Genomic DNA, 18,800 nt, shown 5'->3' on the forward strand with positions numbered 1-18,800 from the left:
TTTCAGTAGAATCAAAAAAAAGTCATCAAAATGACGACCATTTCAGACTGTCGACAAATCCGAATGATTTCGGGTTTAATATCGACAGTCATTTTTTTTTGGGTACATTAAACTAGTCTGTTGATTTCCGTTCCAGGTGCCTTCGCTTTCCGCGGGCGGTTCGGGGAGCCTCCTCGGCGCTTTCAGCGCCTGCGGGGTCTCCCCTGTCCCGTACTCCCGCAGGAGTCTTCGCCACCTTCCACTCCAATCAACAGTGTGATTGCCTAAGATCAACTTGTACCTGTTGATCATTTTTCCAAACTTTTCTTTTTCTCTGGAATCACGATTGTTGCAACTGTCCTTCTCCTCCTCCCCTCTTTTGGTTCGTTTTTAATAACTTTTTTATAAACAGCAGCAAGTTCGTTCAAAAATGAGGCATACTCCTCTTCATTTAAGTGGATGGATGTCTGCCGGAACGTGACACCATCGGAAACTAGATCAATGCTATCCTGGTCCAAGTATCGATCATATTCGCCCATTAAATTGGCCATAAATTTAATAAATAGGCTCATATGTTCATCCCTTGAAAGATTATTTAAGTCTTCAGGACCAATGGATACCTTGTTTGGATTATGGATGGAATAGACTTTTTCAACTGTTCCTCTGATTGGAATTTCATCAACAATATGAATGACTTCTGCTTCAACTAATTTTTTTAAGTTGCGATACAATGAAGCTTGTGGGATATCTGGTAGAAATTCTTTTAATTGCTGCGCTGTAAGTTGTTGGTTAATTAAATACTGTATGATTCTCATTCGAACGGGATGCAAAATAACATCCACAGTTGATTCATTTATCATATAAAATTAGCTCCTATTTTTTATTATCATTCTCAGTAATGAGAATATTATATTCTTTGATTATTGTAAAGAAAAAATCTGGGAATTATTTTTATATTTTTCAAAAATGTATGAATCTGTTTTGAGGTTACATGAATTAGCCTACTACTACCAATATTATAGTGAGGGGGTTGTTGAATATGATTTTATCTTTGTTAATGGGATATTTCCTGTTAACCCAACCGGTTACTGCAGTGCCAGATCGTTTAACTATTACAAAGGATGGCCACACAGTAGCCACCATTAATCGTGATGACTTTACCATTTCCCAAACGGGCCTGCCATTATTAAATGCTAAAAAGTACTATAAATTTTTGGACAACTTAGATAAACAATTTTCCATTGCATCTGAAAATGCTCACTTGGATCAGTATGGTGGTATTATTCCAGAAAAGGCAGGGTCCCAAATCCATCGTCAAGCATTTACAGAGCATTTCTATGCTAATATTTTTAGTACCAGACAAGCAAAGGTCATGGAATTACCTTTCCTTACAGTTTATCCAAAGGTGGATAGTGAATTGCTAAGTGATATTCGCAGTATGAGAATCGGACGGTATGTTACGTCTTTTAATCCCAGTAATAAAAAAAGATCAACCAATATAGAACTGGCAACAAAAGCTATTAACAATCAGGTGGTTTTTCCTGGTGAAACATTCTCCTTTAACAGAGTAGTCGGCAAACGAACAGCTGCGAAGGGGTACTTACGTGCCAAGGTCATCGTAAGAGGGGAATTCTCAGAAGACATAGGCGGTGGAATTTGCCAAGTATCTTCAACCCTTTATAATGCCGTTGACAATGCTGGCATCAAGATTGTAGAGCGGTTTTCTCATTCAAGAAAGGTTCCTTATATTCCGCCTGGACGAGACGCAACGGTTAGTTGGTATGGACCTGATTTTGAGTTTAAGAATACCTATAATCAACCTGTATTAATTAGAGCAAGGACACTAGGCCATTTGTTAATTATAAGTGTTTACTCTTCTGAAAATATTAATTACATACCGAAAAAAGTCCCATCTCCACCATATTAAAAAGTCCGCAGCCAATGTGCGGACTTTTTTCTTATTGTTTGTTATTATTTAGAGCACTCATTAATAGTTCTTCTGAAAACTCTGTTAATGCAGCATTATCCATTAGATTAAGATTTGTTTTAGGTGTAAAATTTTTTACCATATTTTGAATAGGAAGTGCAATGTCCCTACGTTTTCCCTTTGTCACTCCAAAAACAGCAGCACTTAATCCGATGCCTAATAGAGACGCCCACATGGCTCCTCTACTCTTACGTTTTCTTGCAAACATTTTGAGAAACGGGTGAGTTTTAATTTTTTTCATTAAAAGCACTCCTTCAAATTGAAATGGAAAGGATTCTGCCCTTCCATTTCTTTAATTTGTGCTTGTTTGAAAAAGAATATAGCAAGAAATAAGAACTTAATTAGTTATTTACTGGTATGTTGATTCTCTACAGTTTACATAATATATTTATTTACTCCTGCCATAATCAAGACTAATTCGAAAGAACCTCTCACCTATATTTCACATACACTGCTACAAGATAAATGAGGTGGTGTCTTTATTTATGGGAGGTTTAACTTATTTTGACTTCTTAGCCAAATTTGGTGTGGGTGGAGCACATCCCGGTGGAATTCCATTAACAAAAAACATTTTGTCGAATGAAGATATTACAAATAAGTCACGTATTCTAGATGCCGGCTGCGGCACCGGCCAAACAGCGGCATATCTATATCAGCATTATTTTGCAAAGGTAGTCGGCGTAGAGATTAATCCAATCATGATTGAAAAAGCAAAACAGCGATTTCAGTCATTGAACTTACCAATCAAGTTGATTCAAGGCTCTGTTGAAAAACTGCCCTTTAACGATGATACTTTTGATTTTATTTTGTCTGAATCTGTATTAGCCTTTGTTAACAAACCCGTTGCGATTAGTGAATTTTTTCGAGTCTTAAAAAAAGGCGGGCGTCTGATTGCCAATGAAATGACAATTAACTCAAAACTTAGTCCTATCGAAGAATCCGAAATAATGAAGTTTTATGCCTTAGATTCTTTATTGCTGGAAGATGATTGGCGAAATTTATTTAATCAGGCCGGATTCCAAGATATTGTTATTAAAACAGAGAAAACAAATATAAATCATGGTAATAATTCCACTGAATTTCATTTCTCGAAAAATTTTGAACCTGAGTTATTTCAAATTTTAAATGAACATGGGAATATTGTCTTAAAATATCAAGATATTTTAAGCCACCGAATAATAACCTGCTCAAAACTATAATCGTTGAGAAGCCTCTCTCCTCTATTGGTGAAGTGGCTTTTTATTTGAGAAATGCGGTTATAATATTTTTCTTTTCTGATGAATATAAATAAAGTTTCGCCCCAAAAATATGAGGTGAAAGGAATGGTGAAACAATGGATAAGACGTTGGGTTACTTACGAGAAATCTTGTCAAATTATACAGATGATCATTCGGAAGGCGGTCATATTTATCGTAAATTATCGGAAGGCCAATATACCTCTGAAGGGTCCTTTGTTCGAGATTTAAACCAAAAAGAAGTCAATTTTCTAAATAAAATACTTCCGAAAGAAATTAATTATGCTAAAGAGGAGCAGGATGAAAAAAGAGCGAAGGAATTGAACGAAGTTTTCGAGCTTTTATTCTAAAACAAGGAAAGAAAACGCTTTCTATACTAAAAGATGGCAGGATATTCTGCCATCTTTTCTGGAAATAATTCATATTTTGTAATTTTATTTCCTAGGTAAGCGCACGGTACGACAAAATACCATATAAACACCCCATTGATTCTGCATTAACCGACATGAAACCATGAGATACTACACGGCATTTTCGAAAATTAGTTCCTATAACGACAAATTACTTCTTTATCCTTTATTTCCATCAGATTTCTCTAAAGAAGTTCCTCGTTTCCAGCATCTAATGGATATCTTTTTTCTTAAATCTTCCACCACGGACCTCCGCAATATCCGCTACTGCTAAAAAGGCACTGTTATCATTTTCAGTCACAATTTCCTTTAATTTTGCTTCCTCAAGACGATTGATTACGCAAAAAATAACTTTTTTATCATCACCTGAATATGCGCCCTCTCCATTGATATAGGTGACTCCTCGTCCCAAACGGTTCATAATGGCGTCTCCAATTTGCTTTGCATTGTCACTAATGATCCACACCGATTTGGATTCATCAAGCCCGGTAATGGTAATATCAATCGTTTTGTAAGCTACAAAATAGGCAATTAGCGAATACATCGCGCGGTCCCACGTAAACACAAAACCGGCACATGCTAAAATAAAAAGGTTAAAAAACATAATAATTTCCCCAACAGAAAAAGGGAGCTTTTTATTAAAAAGAATGGCTAATATTTCAGTACCATCCAATGAGCCACCATACCGAATTACTAAACCGACTCCAATACCAAGAACAATCCCCCCAAATACCGTAGCAAGTAGGATATCTTGTGTAAAAGCTGGCACGGGATGCAGTAAAGTGGTTCCAATCGAAAGAATGATGATTCCATAAAGAGTGGATAAGGCGAAGGTTTTCCCTATTTGTTTATAACCAATAAAGAAAAAAGGTATATTCAGAATAAAGAGGAACATCCCTAATTTCCAACCAGTTACATACGATAGCATAATGGAGATTCCCGTGATACCACCATCAATGACATTATTAGGGACAAGAAATATTTCTAGTCCTACAGCCATTAAGGCAGCACCAAGTGTTATTAATAGAATTCTTTGAAAGATCTTACTCTTTGTTAATCTTCGATGCTGAATTGTTGCCATGATTGCTTCCTGCTGTTCGATTAAAGTCAATTCTTGTGTTCCTGACATTATCTGGCCCCTTTCAAAAATAATTTCCTAATTACATTATATCGAATACATCCTGTTAATTATAATCAAATGCTTATTATTTCCTTACAAAATGAAAAAGGAGCTACCTCAATGTATGAAGTAACTCCTTAATTTTATTAACATCTTAGGAGACCCAACCATGACATTAGTCTATCATGATCCAATGATCAATCAGCTAATGTGTGCTTGTTCCGTTGAAGGAATTAATTCACATGGAATTAATGGAATTCAAATTCCCAAAAGAAACAAATTTTCGGTAATACCGATAGAGACTCATTACTTCATCATTTGGGTTTTCAGCTTCTTGGCAATTATCCTTTTTGGAGGGGTTCAATAAAATTTCACATTGATAAATCGTAAACATTTTCCTTTGATATGGTTTTCTATGGAATACATAGATACCAATTATGAAAGGATTTTGTTTTTCGATTTCGCCTTTCCATAGCGGGAAAACAATCGCTCCACTTGCCAAATGATTGTTAAGGATTAACCTTACTACTCGTTCACAAACGGAACGAACACGTATGGTTGAGCCTCCTAAGATTTTAATGTTTATTCTATCTTTTACACTTAAATTATAACACGGAATTTTTCGAAATTACGGACTACATGTGTCAAATATGTGAATTATTGGATATTTAAGCGTTTGATGCGACGGGTAAATTATCTTTAAGTTTGATGGAAAGGATGTTTAACATCTTATGCTTAAAGCCATTAATAAATACGCGAAACCCTTTGACACAGCTGATGATCTCGACCCACTAATCAATGCGATTGGAGATGCAAATTATGTGCTCCTCGGGGAATCTTCTCACGGAACCTCCGAGTTTTATTCGTTCCGAGCAGAGCTCTCCAAGAGATTAATAAAAGAAAAAGGCTTCTCCTTTATTGCAGTTGAGGGTGATTGGCCCTCTTGCCAAAGTATCAATCAATACATTAAGGGCTTTAACCAATCAACTAACGACGTACGGAGAGTACTGGAAAGTTTTAATCGATGGCCAACCTGGATGTGGGCAAACCAAGAAATAATCGGACTTATTGAGTGGCTGAAGGATTATAATCAACAAATTAATCTTTCTCAAAAAGTCGGTTTTTATGGTCTAGATGTATATAGTCTTTGGGAAAGTATGGATGAAATTATTCGCTATTTAGCAAAAACAAATTCCCGGAGCCTTCAAGCAGCGAAAAAAGCTTTTTCGTGTTTTGAACCCTTCAATCGCAATCATGAATCATATGCAGTTTCGGCAGGATATCTCTCTGATGACTGTACGAAAGAAGCTCTTGAGCTTCTCGCCTCCATCCAGAAAAACAAATGGAAATTTGAAGACAATCAGGAAAGCAGCTTGAATATGGAGGTAAACGCCCTTGTAACCGCAAATGCTGAGGAATATTACAGGACAATGGTCAAAAGTGACTCTAAATCATGGAATGTCCGGGACCACCACATGGTAGAAGCGCTCAACTCGGTGATGAACTTTTATGGAGATCATGCAAAAGCAATCATCTGGGAGCATAATACTCATGTCGGTGATGCCAGGGCAACCGACATGAAAGAAGAAGGAATGGTAAATGTTGGTCAGATTATTAGGGAACAAAATGGAGCGGAAAATGTATTTATCGTCGGGTTCGGAACCTATAGCGGTACGGTGGTTGCATCGACTGAATGGGGTAAAGACGTTCAAATCATGCAGGTACCTCCTGCTCAATTTGGCAGTTGGGAATCACTAATGCATAAAACCAGTTCGGCTAATAAATATTTACTATTTACCGATGAGAACCGTGATGAGTTTTCGACAACCATTGGTCATCGTGCAATAGGAGTGGTTTATCGGCCAGAATACGAACATTTCGGTAATTATGTTCCATCGAACATGGGTCAGCGGTATGATAGTTTTATTTTCTTTGATCAAACAAAAGCATTGCAACCACTTGTTTTAGAACATGTACTTATATGAAAAAAAGTCTTCCTTCGAGGATGAAGGAAGACTTTTTTGTTAATCTACTATTGGATCTTTAAAATTATCAGAATTTTCCTTATCAGAATTTTTTACTAAATGGTAATTTTAACCGATTTATTAATACATAAGCAACGGAATTATTCACATACTATTTTTGTATTTCAATTATTTTACGAAAGAAGGATTACTTATGACAGTTGGAACACAAGTAAAACAAGCATTAGCCGGACTAAAAAGTGCTCAGGCAAGTTTTGAAACCTTTGCACTAGCCACTGATAACCAAAATGCAAAGCAACTTTATCAACAAGCGGCGCAACAGACTCAATCTGTTCTTGATAGCCTTGAACCGCGTCTTCAAGAAATTCTCAATGAAGAACCTCAATACAATCAATAAAATGTAAGTTTTAGGTTGGCATTTTTGCCAACCCCTTTTTGATATATAGAATCCCTTATGAAAGGAAGTTTACTTGTGACCATCGCATCAAATGTTAAGCAATGTCTCTCTACTATGAAAGGCATCGAAGCACAACTCGCTTCCTTCGCGCTGAATTCTTTAGATAGTGAAGCACAAGCTACTTTTAATCAAGCCATGTTAACGGTTGGAGAAGTAAAGAAGGATATCCAATACCGCGTATTAGAACTTGAAAGACATGAACCCCAATACAAAGGGTCATAAATCTTGAGGTGAGCAATGATGCCAGATTGGTTTTTTATAATAGTCCGTTCGATAGTCTTCTTGGTACTCTTATTTATTACCACCAAAATACTCGGAAAGAAACAAATCTCTGAACTCTCTTTCTTTGAGTATGTTGCAGGTATTACCATTGGAAGTATTGCCGGTGAAGTTGTAACTGGACTGGAAGGTAATATGTTCCATGGTGCATTGGCACTCATCGTTTTTGGATTTGTTACATTTTTAGTTAATTTCTTAGCAATAAAAAGTAAAAAATTTAGTGATTTCGCTGAAGGGAAAAGTACCGTCGTTATTAAGGAAGGAAAAATATTAGAAGAAAACTTAAAAAAAGAAAAATATACTATTGACGAATTATTCGCTCTTCTCAGGCAAAAGGATATTTTTAAGTTTGCTGATGTAGAATTTGCAGTGTTAGAGCCGCGAGGTAATTTAAGTGTTTTATTAAAAAGTGAAAACCGTCCCCTTACACCTAAAGATTTACAAATGAAAAAGCCGAATGAGAAAGAACCACAAACGGTCATCATGGATGGAAATATTGTTGATGAATCGTTAAGATGTGCAGGTCAAGGCAGAGGCTGGTTATATACAGAGTTAGATAAACTAGACGTAACACTTGATAATGTATTCCTAGGACAAGTGGATTCATACGGAGAACTCACGGTAGATCTATATGATGATAAAATTCAAGTTCCAGCACCTGCACAACGTCCACTACTACTGGCTACCCTAAAAAAAATTCAGGCTGATTTGGAGATCTTTTCGCTTGAGACCGATTGTGAAAAATCAAAAGCAATGTATAAACGAAATGCAAAGAAGATTCAAGAAACAATTGATATATTAAGTCCTTATTTAAATGGTTAATTATTCTGAAAAACAGCAATATAAAATCCTTATCAAGCTTATTTGATAAGGATTAATCATTTTTAACTATTCATTTTTAGTGAACGTTCATTCGGGATAATTTTCTGGTTACTTTTATGTGAGAAAAAGCTGTGCAGGATCATACCAACCATGACCAATACCATCCCCCACCAGGATAGTTGTGTCGGGAAGGTGCTGTTTAGTAGCAACAATTCTCCAATAACTGCAAATAAGACCTCCACAGATTGTGTAGCCTCAACGGCCGCAAGTTTCTGCATATTACCTCTTACAAGATCCGTTGCTTTAAAAAACAAAATGGTGGCAATGACTCCTGAGGTAACAGCAACAAGACCGGATTGAATTATTTGCCCTTTGCCTGGTGTGCCCACCGTAAATAAGCCATAAAGAGATAAAACAATCCAAAATGGCAGACTAGCTAGGGTCATCCCTAATACACGTTGAAAGACATCCAGCCGTCCTCCGCAAATATCCATCATTTTTCTGTTCCCTAATGGATAAGCAAATGAAGCAATCAGCACAGGAAGGATGCCTAGAGAGATTGCTCCAATTGAAATATGATTGGCCTGTTCTAATTGCATCAAGATAATCCCTAATAGGATAATTACAGACATACCCAAGCCCTTAAATGGAATTTTTCCCTTTTGCTGGATTGGACCTTTTTCAGTCATAACCCTTTCATAAAAAAATGGTGCCAGCAATGACCCTGAGATAATCGTTACCTGCCAGGTAGCTGCAATAAGCCAGCCTGGGGCATATGCGGCAGAAAAACAAATAGGGCCATAAAATAAGCCAAAACCAACCGAACTCCATAATAGCCAACTACCTGGATTTTTTTTCATATCCCAAAGCAATGGTTTAAGATTTTTTCTACCCATGACAATTATGACTAGAAAAGGGACCATAAAGAAATACCTTAATGATGCACTCCAAATCCAGCTGCCCCCTGCTTGATCCATTGATCTGTTGAGGATAAATGTAAATGCAAAAAAGAAAGCCGCTAAGATACCTAAAATAATCGGCCGCAATGACCTCTACTCCTTCTATTACATTATTAATATGTATATAGTGTATTTTCTATTAAAAAAGAGAAACTATCAAGTTGTAAATTTTTTCTCTTCATGTGAATACTAACACATTTTAACGCATAAAGTTTTTTGGATACAGATGAAACTTTCTTATCCCCCATTCGTAAAAAGAATGGAATAATTAAAAAAGTGAGGGTGATATCCATGTTCGGAAAAGTAGCTGCCGATATTTTAGGCTTAAGCGATGTGGGTGCTGTTATTAAACCAGAGAATTATGACAAGGTAGATGCAGACGATTATGTCATGCATGAAGACAATGAAAAAATTTATTTCCTTATCAAATCAAAATCAGATGAATATTGCTTTACCAACAATGCCCTTATCCATTTAGATGGCACAAGTGCAACCAGCAAAAAGCGGATGCTCCATCGTTATAGTTATGCTACAAACCGAATCTCAGACGTATATCTCGAAACCGCAGGAACGGTTGACCTTGACGTCGAAATTAAATTTAAAATCGGTTCAGTGCCTTTCTCCATTGATGTACATAAAAAACATATTGAGGAAATTAAAGATTTATATAGCCCTAATTAAAATTTCAGAAATCTCTCATGAAAATGAAATTTCCCTTCAGTTTGCTAAACAAAGCATAGATGTTGCCTCCACTACTTTAGGTCGTGTGACAAGTGCAGACAGTAACTTGGTTGTACAATTCAAAATGCTTAATCAAGCGGCTTTTCAATGGTTAGAAGACAGCCAAAAACAATATAAAGTCAAAGATTTTGGCTATGTATTTGAAAAGTATATTAACAACTAAGAAAAGCGCAAGCGCCCTGGTCAGCGGCGTATGGCCTCCTCGAAAGAGCTAACGCTCTTTCTTCGTGCGATGCTTATGCTGCCGAAGCCTTCCTTGTGGAGCGCTCCAACTGAGATAAAGGAAACACGAAGAGCCGGAGGCGCATTCGTGCTTGACTTATCGTAGGACGGAGAGCGAAGGACACTAGCCGCTAGGGCGCTGGAGCTAGGCAGTAATCTAAGTTCAAAACTTATACTTTCTTATCATATAAAAACAAGCAAGCGCATGAAATTCTTTCATGCGCCTCCTCTTTTATTTATATTCTAATAAAACATCTTCCAACGGCAAACGAGTGGTATTAAAAGCAGGTGCTGCCGCCTTCCCTACTGAAATCAACACAATTGGAAATAATCGATCATCAACATTAAACATTTTCACAAATTTTTCTTTATCAAATCCACCCATTGGAACGGTGTCATATCCTCGATCTTTTGCAATCAACATCAATTGCATCGACACTAAACCAGCATCAAATGAAGCAATATTTTTTAAGACTTCTTCTGAAGCAAATGGGTAAGTTTTATTGGTACCTTCAATTAATCGATTCATATTAGCCTCATCCATTAAACCCGCTTCAAAGGCACTTCGGTATACTTTTTCCATGCTTTTATACATTTCCTTATCACCTAAGACAGCAATAACAGCAGAAGCTGTTTCGACTTGTTCTTGATTATTGGCTACTGCTCTAAGTTCCTTTTTTAGCTCCTGGTCTTGAATTACAATAAAACGCCAAGGTTGGAGATTACTTGAGGATGGTGCTTGTGTTGCTTCTTTTAACATTTCTTTTATTTCTTCTTGTGAAATTTTATATGTTGAATCATATTTTCTAACGGAGTGACGTTCTTTGATTACTTCAGATAAACTTTTCGTTAAGGTAGTTTGCATAAGAGCTTTCCCCCTAATAAATTTAACTTACTAATAGTAAGTGCAAAACCATCTTACTATTAGTAAGTACCTTTCGTCAAGAAAATAAACTATGGTATGATATCGTTAGAAAAGTAAAAAAGAGGGATATTATATGAATGAATCTAACAACCAAAAGTGTATGACTCCTTCTGAAGAGGAAATTAAGCATATATGTACCAATTTTCATAATGCCATTGAATTTATTGGTAAACGTTGGATGGGCTCCGTTATTTTTTCACTTCTGGATGGCCCGAAGCGATACCATGAAATAGTTACTTCCATTCCTGGAATCTCTGATCGATTGTTAACCGAACGCTTGCGTGATTTAGAGAATGAAGGATTGATTATTAAAAGGGTGATTGCCACATCACCTAAAAAAGTGGAATATAACTTAACCCCAGCGGGGAAAGAACTGGAAGAGGTTATCCATGTGTTATTGAATTGGATAAAAAACCGAGGAAAATACCAATGAAACAAAAAAGGCTTGCATCTATTTAATAGATGCAAGCCTTTTTTATGGACTGGGACGATGAAACAAGCCCATTACTTCAATCGTTTCAGTTATATTAACAAAGGCACATGAATCGACTTCCGTGATTAAGTTTTTCACTTCATTAAGTTCGTATCTGGAAATGACCGTTATCAATACATTCCGCTGGTTATTTGAGTATCCGCCAACACCGTCCAAAACAGTTAAGCCTCGATACAAATTTTTTAGTAAATGATTCCTCATCTCTTCGCCTTTATCTGTAATGATCATTAATGTTAATTTTGCATGATCCGTATAGATTGCATCAACGACTTTACCTGTCACAAAAATGGATACTAAAGTAAACAGTGCAGAATCCCAATCGAACAAAAATCCACTAATCAGAATAACTACCGCATTCATGCCTGAAAGTAAAGTACCAATTGGAAAATCCCTTTTTCTGGCTACGATCATGCCAATAATGTCAAATCCCCCTGTTGACCCAGAGCAGCGGAAAACAATTCCGACACCTAAGCCGGTTAACGCACCACCAAAAATAGATGAAAGAATTCTATCATCTGCGATAGCAAATACGGGAATTACATACAGTCCTATCGAGATAACAATAACCGAAAAGATCGAATTTACGATAAATCTTTTTCCTAACATTTTATATCCAATAATTAACAAAGGGAAATTTAGCAGGAAATTTGCCACCCCTGTATTCACCGGTGAGATCATCCCTAATATCATTGAAATTCCACTTAATCCACTGCTCAATACTTCATGTGGGATTAAGAAAAGGTTAAAGGCAACCACAATAATTAGAGATCCCAACATCATTCCAACAATCTGCATGGTAAAAATCCTCCTAATACGAACAGGCATCAATTCTAATTCAAAATAATACCGATACTCTCACTTAAAGTAAAATAAAAAAATAAATTTTAAAAAAACAAATTATCTGTTAAATGCTGATTAGAAAATTACCTATTGACAATTCTATAAAAACTCATTTACTATATTAATATATTTAATTTCATATGATAAATCCTCATCAAACCGATGAGGTAGAGGTCGCGGTTTTTATTAGTAAAGTGGACGAGATGTGAGAGACATTCATGACTCTACTTAAAAGGAAAAACTGCCGAAGTGTGCTTTTACTCTTCAAAAAGCATGCTGGGTCTGTCTTCAAATAGGAACAGAACTGTCACGATTATTTCTACCAGCTAATCGTGTTGAGCTATCTTTCGGAAGGTATGATGCGGGGTATTGACAATGCCATCGATTATTCCTCGATGGCATTTTTGTATTCCAAACTCCTTCACGAAAAAAAGAAGAAAAGAGGAGTCAAGACTATGCAAACAGCTAGAGTATTAAAAGAGTCTGAATATACAAGCGATTTAACATTACAAAAAGCTCCATCGGAATTAAAAAGAGGGTTAAAATCTCGTCATCTCACTATGATTTCCCTTGGCGGAACGATTGGAACGGGACTTTTTCTTGCTAGCGGCGGCGCAATCCATAGCGCAGGACCCGGCGGAGCCATCCTATCCTATCTTGTTATTGGTGTCATGGTTTTCTTTTTAATGCAAGGATTAGCAGAAATGGGTGCCTATATGCCCGTTGCAGGAAGCTTTAGTACCTATGCAACCAAATTTGTCGATCCATCCCTTGGCTTTGCACTTGGCTGGAACTATTGGTATAACTGGGCGATAACAATTGCCGCAGAATTAGCTGCTGTAACGATGATCATGAAATTTTGGTTTCCAGATACACCGTCATTTATTTGGAGCGGTATCTTTTTAGTGATTATGTTTCTCTTAAACTACCTTTCTGTCAAAGGATTTGGAGAGGCAGAATATTGGTTTTCCTTAATCAAAGTGGTAACAGTTATTATCTTTGTTGTTACTGGTACGTTAATGATTTTCGGTATCATGGGTAACGAAGCACCTGGCTTCAAAAACTTCACGATTGGTGATGCACCATTCCACGGTGGATTTTTGTCGATGCTAGGCATCTTTATGGCTGCAGGCTTTTCCTTTCAAGGAACAGAACTTTTAGGTGTGGCAGCTGGTGAAACAGAGGATCCCAAGAAAGCCATCCCACAGGCAGTAAAACAAGTGTTCTGGCGTATTTTATTATTTTATATTTTGGCGATTCTAGTCATCGGGCTTCTTATTCCTTATACAAATGACAATTTAGCAAATGGCGATGTTACTGTTAGCCCATTTACTTTGGTTTTTCAAAAGGCAGGAATTGCTTTCGCTGCATCAATCATGAATGCAGTAATCTTAACCGCAGTTTTATCTGCAGGAAATTCAGGAATGTATGCATCAACCCGTATGCTTTGGGATTTGGCCCGACAAGGTAAAGCTCCTAAATTCCTTGGAAAGTTAAACAAAAGAGGTGTTCCAGTTAATGCCTTAATTGCAACAACTTTAGTGGGGACACTTGCTTTCCTTGCATCATTCTTTGGTGACGGAACAGTATATGTCTGGTTGTTAAACGCTTCAGGGATGTCTGGCTTTATCGCATGGCTAGGGATTGCTGTATGTCATTATCGTTTCCGAAAGGCATTTATTGCCCAAGGTAAAGATTTAAGCTTATTACCATATAAATCAAAACTTTTCCCATTTGGTCCAATCTTCGCTTTTCTTGTATGTGGATTTGTTGTCTTAGGACAAAACTATTCAGCATTTATGGGTGATCAAATCGATTGGAATGGAGTATTAGTCTCCTACATCGGCCTGCCATTATTCTTATTTGTATGGCTAGGATATAAATTCACTAAGAAAACAAAAGTAATTCCTTTAAAGGAATGTGACTTAAACCATTAATTCCAATAGAAATAGTACGCAAAAATGCGTACTATTTTTTTTCATACAAAAAACAGACTCTATTTTTCGAGTCTGTTTTATATGCTGCTACGCTTCCTTCTCCTCTGAAGACCAAACATATAAATCTTCAATCCGGCAATTCAATTCTTTGGAAATGGTCATCGCAGTATTTAAGTTCATTACTTTCTTTGACAAGTAGTCATTGAGTTGAGTTTGAGGAATATTTGTATTCCTTTCCAAACTTTCCAAGTCCATACCGTTTTTGGATAGTAATTCTTTGAGGTTACTTTTTTTTGCCTTATAATTTGCCAAAATGACACCTCACTTTTTTTAAAGTATAACACATTCCGTTTTGTTTTGAAAGGAAGAGCGCCTTAACCTTTTAATCGGGGCTTAAATATCCACTAAGATAGCAATGAGTTTAGGGATTTTATGATATACTAAATAAGGAATAGGTAAAGGGGTGTTAAAGTGAAAAGCTCAAACAATCTATACAAAAACGGACAATCAGTAAATATTATTGAAACTGGCGAAGTAGTCACCATTCTAAAATCACAATATGTAAAAAACATGAAAAGATATTCTTATATCGTTAAGGAACACCCGGAAACATTCTTTTTCGAAGAGGAATTAAAGAATCAATAAAATCAAAAAAGAGAAGACCAATTCGAAAACTGGTCTTCTCTTTTTATATTAAAACTCAGCATTCCCTGTTGTTCTTGGGAACGGAATTACGTCTCTAATATTAGTCATTCCTGTTAGATACATAATTAATCGTTCAAAACCAATACCGTAACCTGAATGTTTCGTACCGCCATACTTCCTTAATTCCAGGTACCACCAGTAATCTTCCTCAGTCATGCCAAGTTCATTTATTTTACCTGCTAAGATTTCTTCACGTTCTTCACGCTGACTGCCGCCAATCAATTCACCAATTCCCGGTACTAATAAATCTGTTGCAGCAACTGTTTTGTTGTCTTCATTTAGTCTCATATAGAAAGCTTTGATTTCTTTTGGATAATCAGTAACAAATACAGGTCGTTTGAACACTTTTTCGCTTAAATAGCGTTCATGCTCGGTTTGCAGATCAAGTCCCCATTCTACTGGATACGCAAACGTTTCACCGGACTCCCGTAAAATATCAATCGCTTCCGTATAGGTCACACGGCCAAAGTCTGCCGTATAGGCATTATTTAAACGGTCTAGTAAACCTTTTTCAATAAAGCTGTTAAAGAAATTCATTTCTTCAGGAGCCTGTTCTAATACATAGCCAATTACATATTTCACCATTTCTTCTGCTAAATCCATGATATCCGGCAGTTCAGCAAAGGCAACTTCAGGCTCAACCATCCAAAATTCTGCTGCATGTCTCGCAGTGTTAGAGTTTTCCGCTCTAAATGTTGGGCCAAAGGTATAGACATTCCGAAATGCCAACGCAAACGCCTCAGCCGACAGCTGCCCACTTACAGTCAAATTGGTTTCTTTGTTAAAGAAATCCTTGCTAAGATCCGTTTTGCCCTCTTCATTTTTCGGAAGATTATCCATATCTAAGGCAGTTACTCGGAACATTTCCCCCGCACCTTCTGTATCACTGCCGGTAATAATTGGCGAATGAACATACACAAACCCTTTATCTTGGAAAAATTTATGAAGCGCATAGGATGCAAGCGATCTTACACGAAAAACGGCTGAAAATGTATTAGTCCTTGGTCGTAAATGGGCAATTGTTCGTAAGTATTCAAACGAATGCTTCTTCTTTTGCAATGGATAATCCACATTTGACGTACCTTCAATCACAATGTCAGTCGCTTTAATTTCAAAAGGCTGCTTTGCTTGAGGAGTATGAATAAAATCCCCTTTAACTTTTATAGATGAACTGATTGGAAGTTTGGCAATTTCTTTAAAGTTCGCTAACTGTTCATCAAATACAATCTGAACACCTTTAAAAAAGCTGCCATCATTTAATTCAATGAACCCAAAAGTTTTGGAATCACGAATGGTACGAATCCAGCCAGATAATTCTACTTTTTGATCAATATAGTTTTCGGTATTTCTGTATAAGTCCTTGATTAAGGCCTGTTTCATTGGTTTTCCTCCTAAATCTTATGTAAAAAGGTAAAAAAACCTTCCATCCCAATTGGGACGAAAGGTAATATTCCATAATACTATCATCGTTTTTCTTTTATCCCTTCAATATTATATAAAAATCATATCAAATTAGCAATATTCAACAAGATTTCCGTTTTAAAAGTAATTTTTTTAGTTCGTCGTCGATTCTTTTGAAAACTTGGATTTCTGTCCAGTAATTTGCACATTCAGCCATTCTACCCGGTCATAGAGGGCATCTTCACAGTTAGAAAATAAATGATTCGTATCATACCAACTGATTTTTTTAGGAGAGCTAGCAATTGAATAAAAAGAGTTAGCTTGGTTTTGACCGATGTATTCATCATTTTCGGCAAATTGGAAAAAGATCGATGCTGGCGAAGCATTTTTAACATAATGTATCGCATCCAATTTCTTAAGACTCGAAATAAAATATTCGAATCGTTCAGGAGGTAGGAATCCACGAATTAGCATGGCTAATGGATGCTCACTTGTCATTTGCATCTCTGACACCTGCCCATATCCTGAGATCAGAATAAAAGTTTTTATGCGATTATCGATACCTGAAAGAATGCCACCCCATGCTGCCCCTATACCGTGGCCGACAAAAGCGATTTTGGATTCATCCACCTTACCTAGCTCACTAAGCAATGTGACTCCCCTTTTTATATCCATTACTGTTTGAATGTACTTTTGAATATCTGCCATTTCTTCAATCGTTTTTGTAAACTCATTCTTTCCTTTCAACTTTAGTTGTCCATTCCCTCTTAAGTATTGGGCTTCAATGAGCAGGGTAACATAGCCCTTGGTTGCTAGCAATTGGGCCTCACAGAAAAATGTTTTTCTATCTCCTTGACTTGGGTGCATATAAATGACTGCAGGAAGAGGGCCAAGTTTATCAGGCATGAATAGGTAGGCAGAAACCTCCCCTTTGAAAGGGCTTTCATATTTTACGTCATTAATATGATAACCATCTTTGGTAATTGTTTTAACTATCTCAAAACCAGAAAGTTTTTCTTCCTTAAATTCAAACATTAACAACCGCCCCCGCGAAGATTCTTTATTATAATTTATTTGAATTTTCTGATTAATAGACCATGTTCATACAACATTCTTATATAAAAACAAAATATTTAAAGTATTTTATAAGTTTTCAGAATATTAGCAGGAAAAACGTTGCTTCTCGTCGAAATAGTAAAAAAATGTTATTTTTGATTATAGAGGAGTGTTATTTGTGGATAAGGTAACATGTATTGCCTACCTATTATACAAATCATCTAAGAATCAAGACATTAGAGAAAATGCAATCCTTTTATTAAACGGAGATGTGCCCATACGAGATTTAAAAAGAGATGCGTCTATTCAGGCACATGTAATCATCGCAGAATCACTACTGAAAAAAAATCAAATCGACAAAGATCAAGTTCAGCTCTTTGCCGAGCAATTTATGTATTTAGAAGTGTAACCTTTCAGATTGGGAGTTATTGTCCGATTTGTTTTTCATAACAAAAAATACCACTTCCATTTTTCATGGTTGCTGAATTATAATATACAAATCCTAATGATTCCCAAAAGTGTTGTGCTCGGATGTTCTCTTTTAATACACCAATTCTAACGACTTTCTTACCTCGTTTCAGCATTTCATTTTCGTAAACTGCAAATGCCTGTGCACCGAACCCATATCCCTGATAATCACCATGCAGCAGTAATAGACCTAACCACGGAAAATGGTCCTTCGGATTTTCTAATAAGTAATCAATTATTCCAATATACGTGTCATCAAGCTTAATAAATGCACTAAATGAATTAGGATTTAAGAATTCTTCTTCCATGTCAGCAAGTGTTCTGGCCTCTTTACCATTTTCAAACATATTATATTCGGGATTCGAATTAATCATTTCGAGTGCTATATATAACGTTTCTTTTTTAACCTCTTCTAAATACATTGAAATTAGGTACCTCCATTTTATAGTTTTCTAAAATGATTATATCAAAACTGCATAGTTTAGAAACGTTAGTAGAACAATTCATGTCATAATTTTTCAAATTGCAAAATAGGTTTAATCGTTGTGTAATTTTTCATTACATATTAAACCAATTAATTTTAATTATAGAAAAGGAGATTTTATTTATGGTACAAGTAGAAGTAACAGTAACTTTAGAAGGAAAAAGCTATTTAACAAATGTCATCGCCAATCGTGAAACATCAGAAGATGAAATATTCCAACTTGCATTAGAACAAGTTCAAAAACAATGGAAGAAATAATAAAAACCAGCAGATTGATTCTGCTGGTTTTATTATT

General features: G+C 36.3%; 24 protein-coding genes, 1 pseudogene and 1 riboswitch. Of the genes and pseudogenes, 15 read left to right on the top strand and 10 right to left on the bottom strand.

The window, feature by feature from the left end; all coding sequences use genetic code 11:
• Nucleotides 1–287 precede the first annotated feature (287 nt).
• Nucleotides 288–839, bottom strand: coding sequence for a helix-turn-helix domain-containing protein (locus tag BR30_RS0102860; protein ID WP_035445002.1), 552 nt, complete (start codon nucleotides 837–839; stop codon nucleotides 288–290).
• 179 nt (nucleotides 840–1,018) lie between these two features.
• Here BR30_RS0102860 and BR30_RS0102865 point away from each other — a divergent pair, with 179 nt between their 5' ends.
• Entirely contained in the window at nucleotides 1,019–1,906 is an 888-nt protein-coding gene (locus BR30_RS0102865) for a VanW family protein (RefSeq protein WP_026563674.1), read from the top strand.
• 31 nt (nucleotides 1,907–1,937) lie between these two features.
• On the opposite strand, the gene BR30_RS0102870 is transcribed toward BR30_RS0102865, so the two are convergent.
• Nucleotides 1,938–2,207 carry a hypothetical protein gene (locus BR30_RS0102870; RefSeq protein ID WP_026563675.1) on the bottom strand — a complete coding sequence of 90 codons (270 nt, stop codon included), beginning with the start codon at nucleotides 2,205–2,207 and terminating at the stop codon, nucleotides 1,938–1,940.
• Between the two features lie 244 nt (nucleotides 2,208–2,451).
• On the opposite strand from BR30_RS0102870, the gene BR30_RS0102875 reads away from it, so the two are divergent.
• Nucleotides 2,452–3,165 (top strand): class I SAM-dependent methyltransferase, encoded by a 714-nt coding sequence (locus BR30_RS0102875; protein WP_026563676.1) that lies wholly within the window; start codon nucleotides 2,452–2,454, stop codon nucleotides 3,163–3,165.
• A gap of 134 nt (nucleotides 3,166–3,299) precedes the next feature.
• Nucleotides 3,300–3,551 (top strand): sigma-G-dependent sporulation-specific acid-soluble spore protein CsgA, encoded by a 252-nt coding sequence (locus tag BR30_RS0102880; protein WP_026563677.1) that lies wholly within the window; start codon nucleotides 3,300–3,302, stop codon nucleotides 3,549–3,551.
• Between the two features lie 271 nt (nucleotides 3,552–3,822).
• Here the strand turns inward: BR30_RS0102880 and BR30_RS0102885 are convergent, their stop codons facing one another.
• Nucleotides 3,823–4,692: a YitT family protein gene (locus BR30_RS0102885; protein ID WP_035445032.1), complete on the bottom strand. Its 870-nt coding sequence runs from the start codon at nucleotides 4,690–4,692 to the stop codon at nucleotides 3,823–3,825.
• Nucleotides 4,693–4,900: 208 nt separating this feature from the next.
• Between BR30_RS0102885 and BR30_RS0102890 the strand changes: the two genes are divergently transcribed.
• From BR30_RS0102890 to BR30_RS0102910, 5 genes are all read left to right on the top strand, one after another.
• Nucleotides 4,901–5,098, top strand: a complete 198-nt coding sequence (locus BR30_RS0102890) for a hypothetical protein (protein ID WP_026563679.1) — start codon at nucleotides 4,901–4,903, stop codon at nucleotides 5,096–5,098.
• 364 nt (nucleotides 5,099–5,462) lie between these two features.
• Nucleotides 5,463–6,716: an erythromycin esterase family protein gene (locus tag BR30_RS0102895; RefSeq protein WP_026563680.1), complete on the top strand. Its 1,254-nt coding sequence runs from the start codon at nucleotides 5,463–5,465 to the stop codon at nucleotides 6,714–6,716.
• A gap of 193 nt (nucleotides 6,717–6,909) precedes the next feature.
• Entirely contained in the window at nucleotides 6,910–7,113 is a 204-nt protein-coding gene (locus tag BR30_RS0102900) for a DUF1657 domain-containing protein (protein ID WP_026563681.1), read from the top strand.
• Between the two features lie 75 nt (nucleotides 7,114–7,188).
• The gene (locus BR30_RS0102905; protein ID WP_026563682.1) at nucleotides 7,189–7,395 is read left to right on the top strand and encodes a DUF1657 domain-containing protein; all 207 of its coding nucleotides are present in this window, start codon (nucleotides 7,189–7,191) and stop codon (nucleotides 7,393–7,395) included.
• An 18-nt stretch (nucleotides 7,396–7,413) separates the two neighbouring features.
• Nucleotides 7,414–8,274: a DUF421 domain-containing protein gene (locus BR30_RS0102910; protein WP_026563683.1), complete on the top strand. Its 861-nt coding sequence runs from the start codon at nucleotides 7,414–7,416 to the stop codon at nucleotides 8,272–8,274.
• 62 nt (nucleotides 8,275–8,336) lie between these two features.
• Here the strand turns inward: BR30_RS0102910 and BR30_RS0102915 are convergent, their stop codons facing one another.
• A complete protein-coding gene (locus tag BR30_RS0102915) occupies nucleotides 8,337–9,320 on the bottom strand; it encodes a DMT family transporter (protein ID WP_026563684.1) in 984 nt (327 codons plus the stop codon).
• Nucleotides 9,321–9,524: 204 nt separating this feature from the next.
• On the opposite strand from BR30_RS0102915, the pseudogene BR30_RS32570 reads away from it, so the two are divergent.
• Nucleotides 9,525–10,137: pseudogene (locus BR30_RS32570) on the top strand (PH domain-containing protein).
• A 30-nt stretch (nucleotides 10,138–10,167) separates the two neighbouring features.
• Nucleotides 10,168–10,302, top strand: a complete 135-nt coding sequence (locus BR30_RS38345; protein ID WP_269320596.1) for a hypothetical protein — start codon at nucleotides 10,168–10,170, stop codon at nucleotides 10,300–10,302.
• A gap of 126 nt (nucleotides 10,303–10,428) precedes the next feature.
• On the opposite strand, the gene BR30_RS0102925 is transcribed toward BR30_RS38345, so the two are convergent.
• On the bottom strand, nucleotides 10,429–11,061 hold the full coding sequence (locus tag BR30_RS0102925) for a nitroreductase family protein (RefSeq protein WP_026563685.1): 633 nt from the start codon (nucleotides 11,059–11,061) through the stop codon (nucleotides 10,429–10,431).
• A gap of 133 nt (nucleotides 11,062–11,194) precedes the next feature.
• Between BR30_RS0102925 and BR30_RS0102930 the strand changes: the two genes are divergently transcribed.
• Nucleotides 11,195–11,554 (top strand): winged helix-turn-helix transcriptional regulator, encoded by a 360-nt coding sequence (locus tag BR30_RS0102930; RefSeq protein WP_231507615.1) that lies wholly within the window; start codon nucleotides 11,195–11,197, stop codon nucleotides 11,552–11,554.
• 42 nt (nucleotides 11,555–11,596) lie between these two features.
• Here BR30_RS0102930 and BR30_RS0102935 read toward each other — a convergent pair whose 3' ends face one another.
• Complete coding sequence (locus tag BR30_RS0102935) at nucleotides 11,597–12,409, bottom strand: YitT family protein (RefSeq protein ID WP_026563687.1); 813 nt, start codon at nucleotides 12,407–12,409, stop codon at nucleotides 11,597–11,599.
• Nucleotides 12,410–12,614: 205 nt separating this feature from the next.
• Nucleotides 12,615–12,805: riboswitch (Lysine riboswitch) on the top strand.
• A gap of 104 nt (nucleotides 12,806–12,909) precedes the next feature.
• On the opposite strand from BR30_RS0102935, the gene BR30_RS0102940 reads away from it, so the two are divergent.
• Nucleotides 12,910–14,391 (top strand): amino acid permease, encoded by a 1,482-nt coding sequence (locus BR30_RS0102940; protein WP_026563688.1) that lies wholly within the window; start codon nucleotides 12,910–12,912, stop codon nucleotides 14,389–14,391.
• 87 nt (nucleotides 14,392–14,478) lie between these two features.
• Here BR30_RS0102940 and BR30_RS0102945 read toward each other — a convergent pair whose 3' ends face one another.
• The gene (locus tag BR30_RS0102945; RefSeq protein WP_035445004.1) at nucleotides 14,479–14,703 is read right to left on the bottom strand and encodes a helix-turn-helix domain-containing protein; all 225 of its coding nucleotides are present in this window, start codon (nucleotides 14,701–14,703) and stop codon (nucleotides 14,479–14,481) included.
• 159 nt (nucleotides 14,704–14,862) lie between these two features.
• On the opposite strand from BR30_RS0102945, the gene BR30_RS37220 reads away from it, so the two are divergent.
• A complete protein-coding gene (locus tag BR30_RS37220; RefSeq protein ID WP_197032284.1) occupies nucleotides 14,863–15,036 on the top strand; it encodes a hypothetical protein in 174 nt (57 codons plus the stop codon).
• 48 nt (nucleotides 15,037–15,084) lie between these two features.
• Here the strand turns inward: BR30_RS37220 and asnS are convergent, their stop codons facing one another.
• The gene (gene asnS, locus BR30_RS0102955) at nucleotides 15,085–16,476 is read right to left on the bottom strand and encodes an asparagine--tRNA ligase (RefSeq protein ID WP_026563690.1); all 1,392 of its coding nucleotides are present in this window, start codon (nucleotides 16,474–16,476) and stop codon (nucleotides 15,085–15,087) included.
• Between the two features lie 174 nt (nucleotides 16,477–16,650).
• Nucleotides 16,651–17,532 carry an alpha/beta hydrolase gene (locus BR30_RS32575; protein ID WP_051633443.1) on the bottom strand — a complete coding sequence of 294 codons (882 nt, stop codon included), beginning with the start codon at nucleotides 17,530–17,532 and terminating at the stop codon, nucleotides 16,651–16,653.
• A gap of 199 nt (nucleotides 17,533–17,731) precedes the next feature.
• On the opposite strand from BR30_RS32575, the gene BR30_RS0102965 reads away from it, so the two are divergent.
• Complete coding sequence (locus tag BR30_RS0102965; protein ID WP_026563691.1) at nucleotides 17,732–17,962, top strand: hypothetical protein; 231 nt, start codon at nucleotides 17,732–17,734, stop codon at nucleotides 17,960–17,962.
• Between the two features lie 16 nt (nucleotides 17,963–17,978).
• On the opposite strand, the gene BR30_RS0102970 is transcribed toward BR30_RS0102965, so the two are convergent.
• Nucleotides 17,979–18,443, bottom strand: a complete 465-nt coding sequence (locus BR30_RS0102970; protein WP_035445005.1) for a GNAT family N-acetyltransferase — start codon at nucleotides 18,441–18,443, stop codon at nucleotides 17,979–17,981.
• Between the two features lie 185 nt (nucleotides 18,444–18,628).
• On the opposite strand from BR30_RS0102970, the gene BR30_RS0102975 reads away from it, so the two are divergent.
• Nucleotides 18,629–18,763, top strand: a complete 135-nt coding sequence (locus tag BR30_RS0102975) for a BA3454 family stress response protein (protein WP_026563693.1) — start codon at nucleotides 18,629–18,631, stop codon at nucleotides 18,761–18,763.
• Nucleotides 18,764–18,800 lie beyond the last annotated feature (37 nt).

This window comes from Bacillus sp. UNC41MFS5 (genome assembly GCF_000686805.1).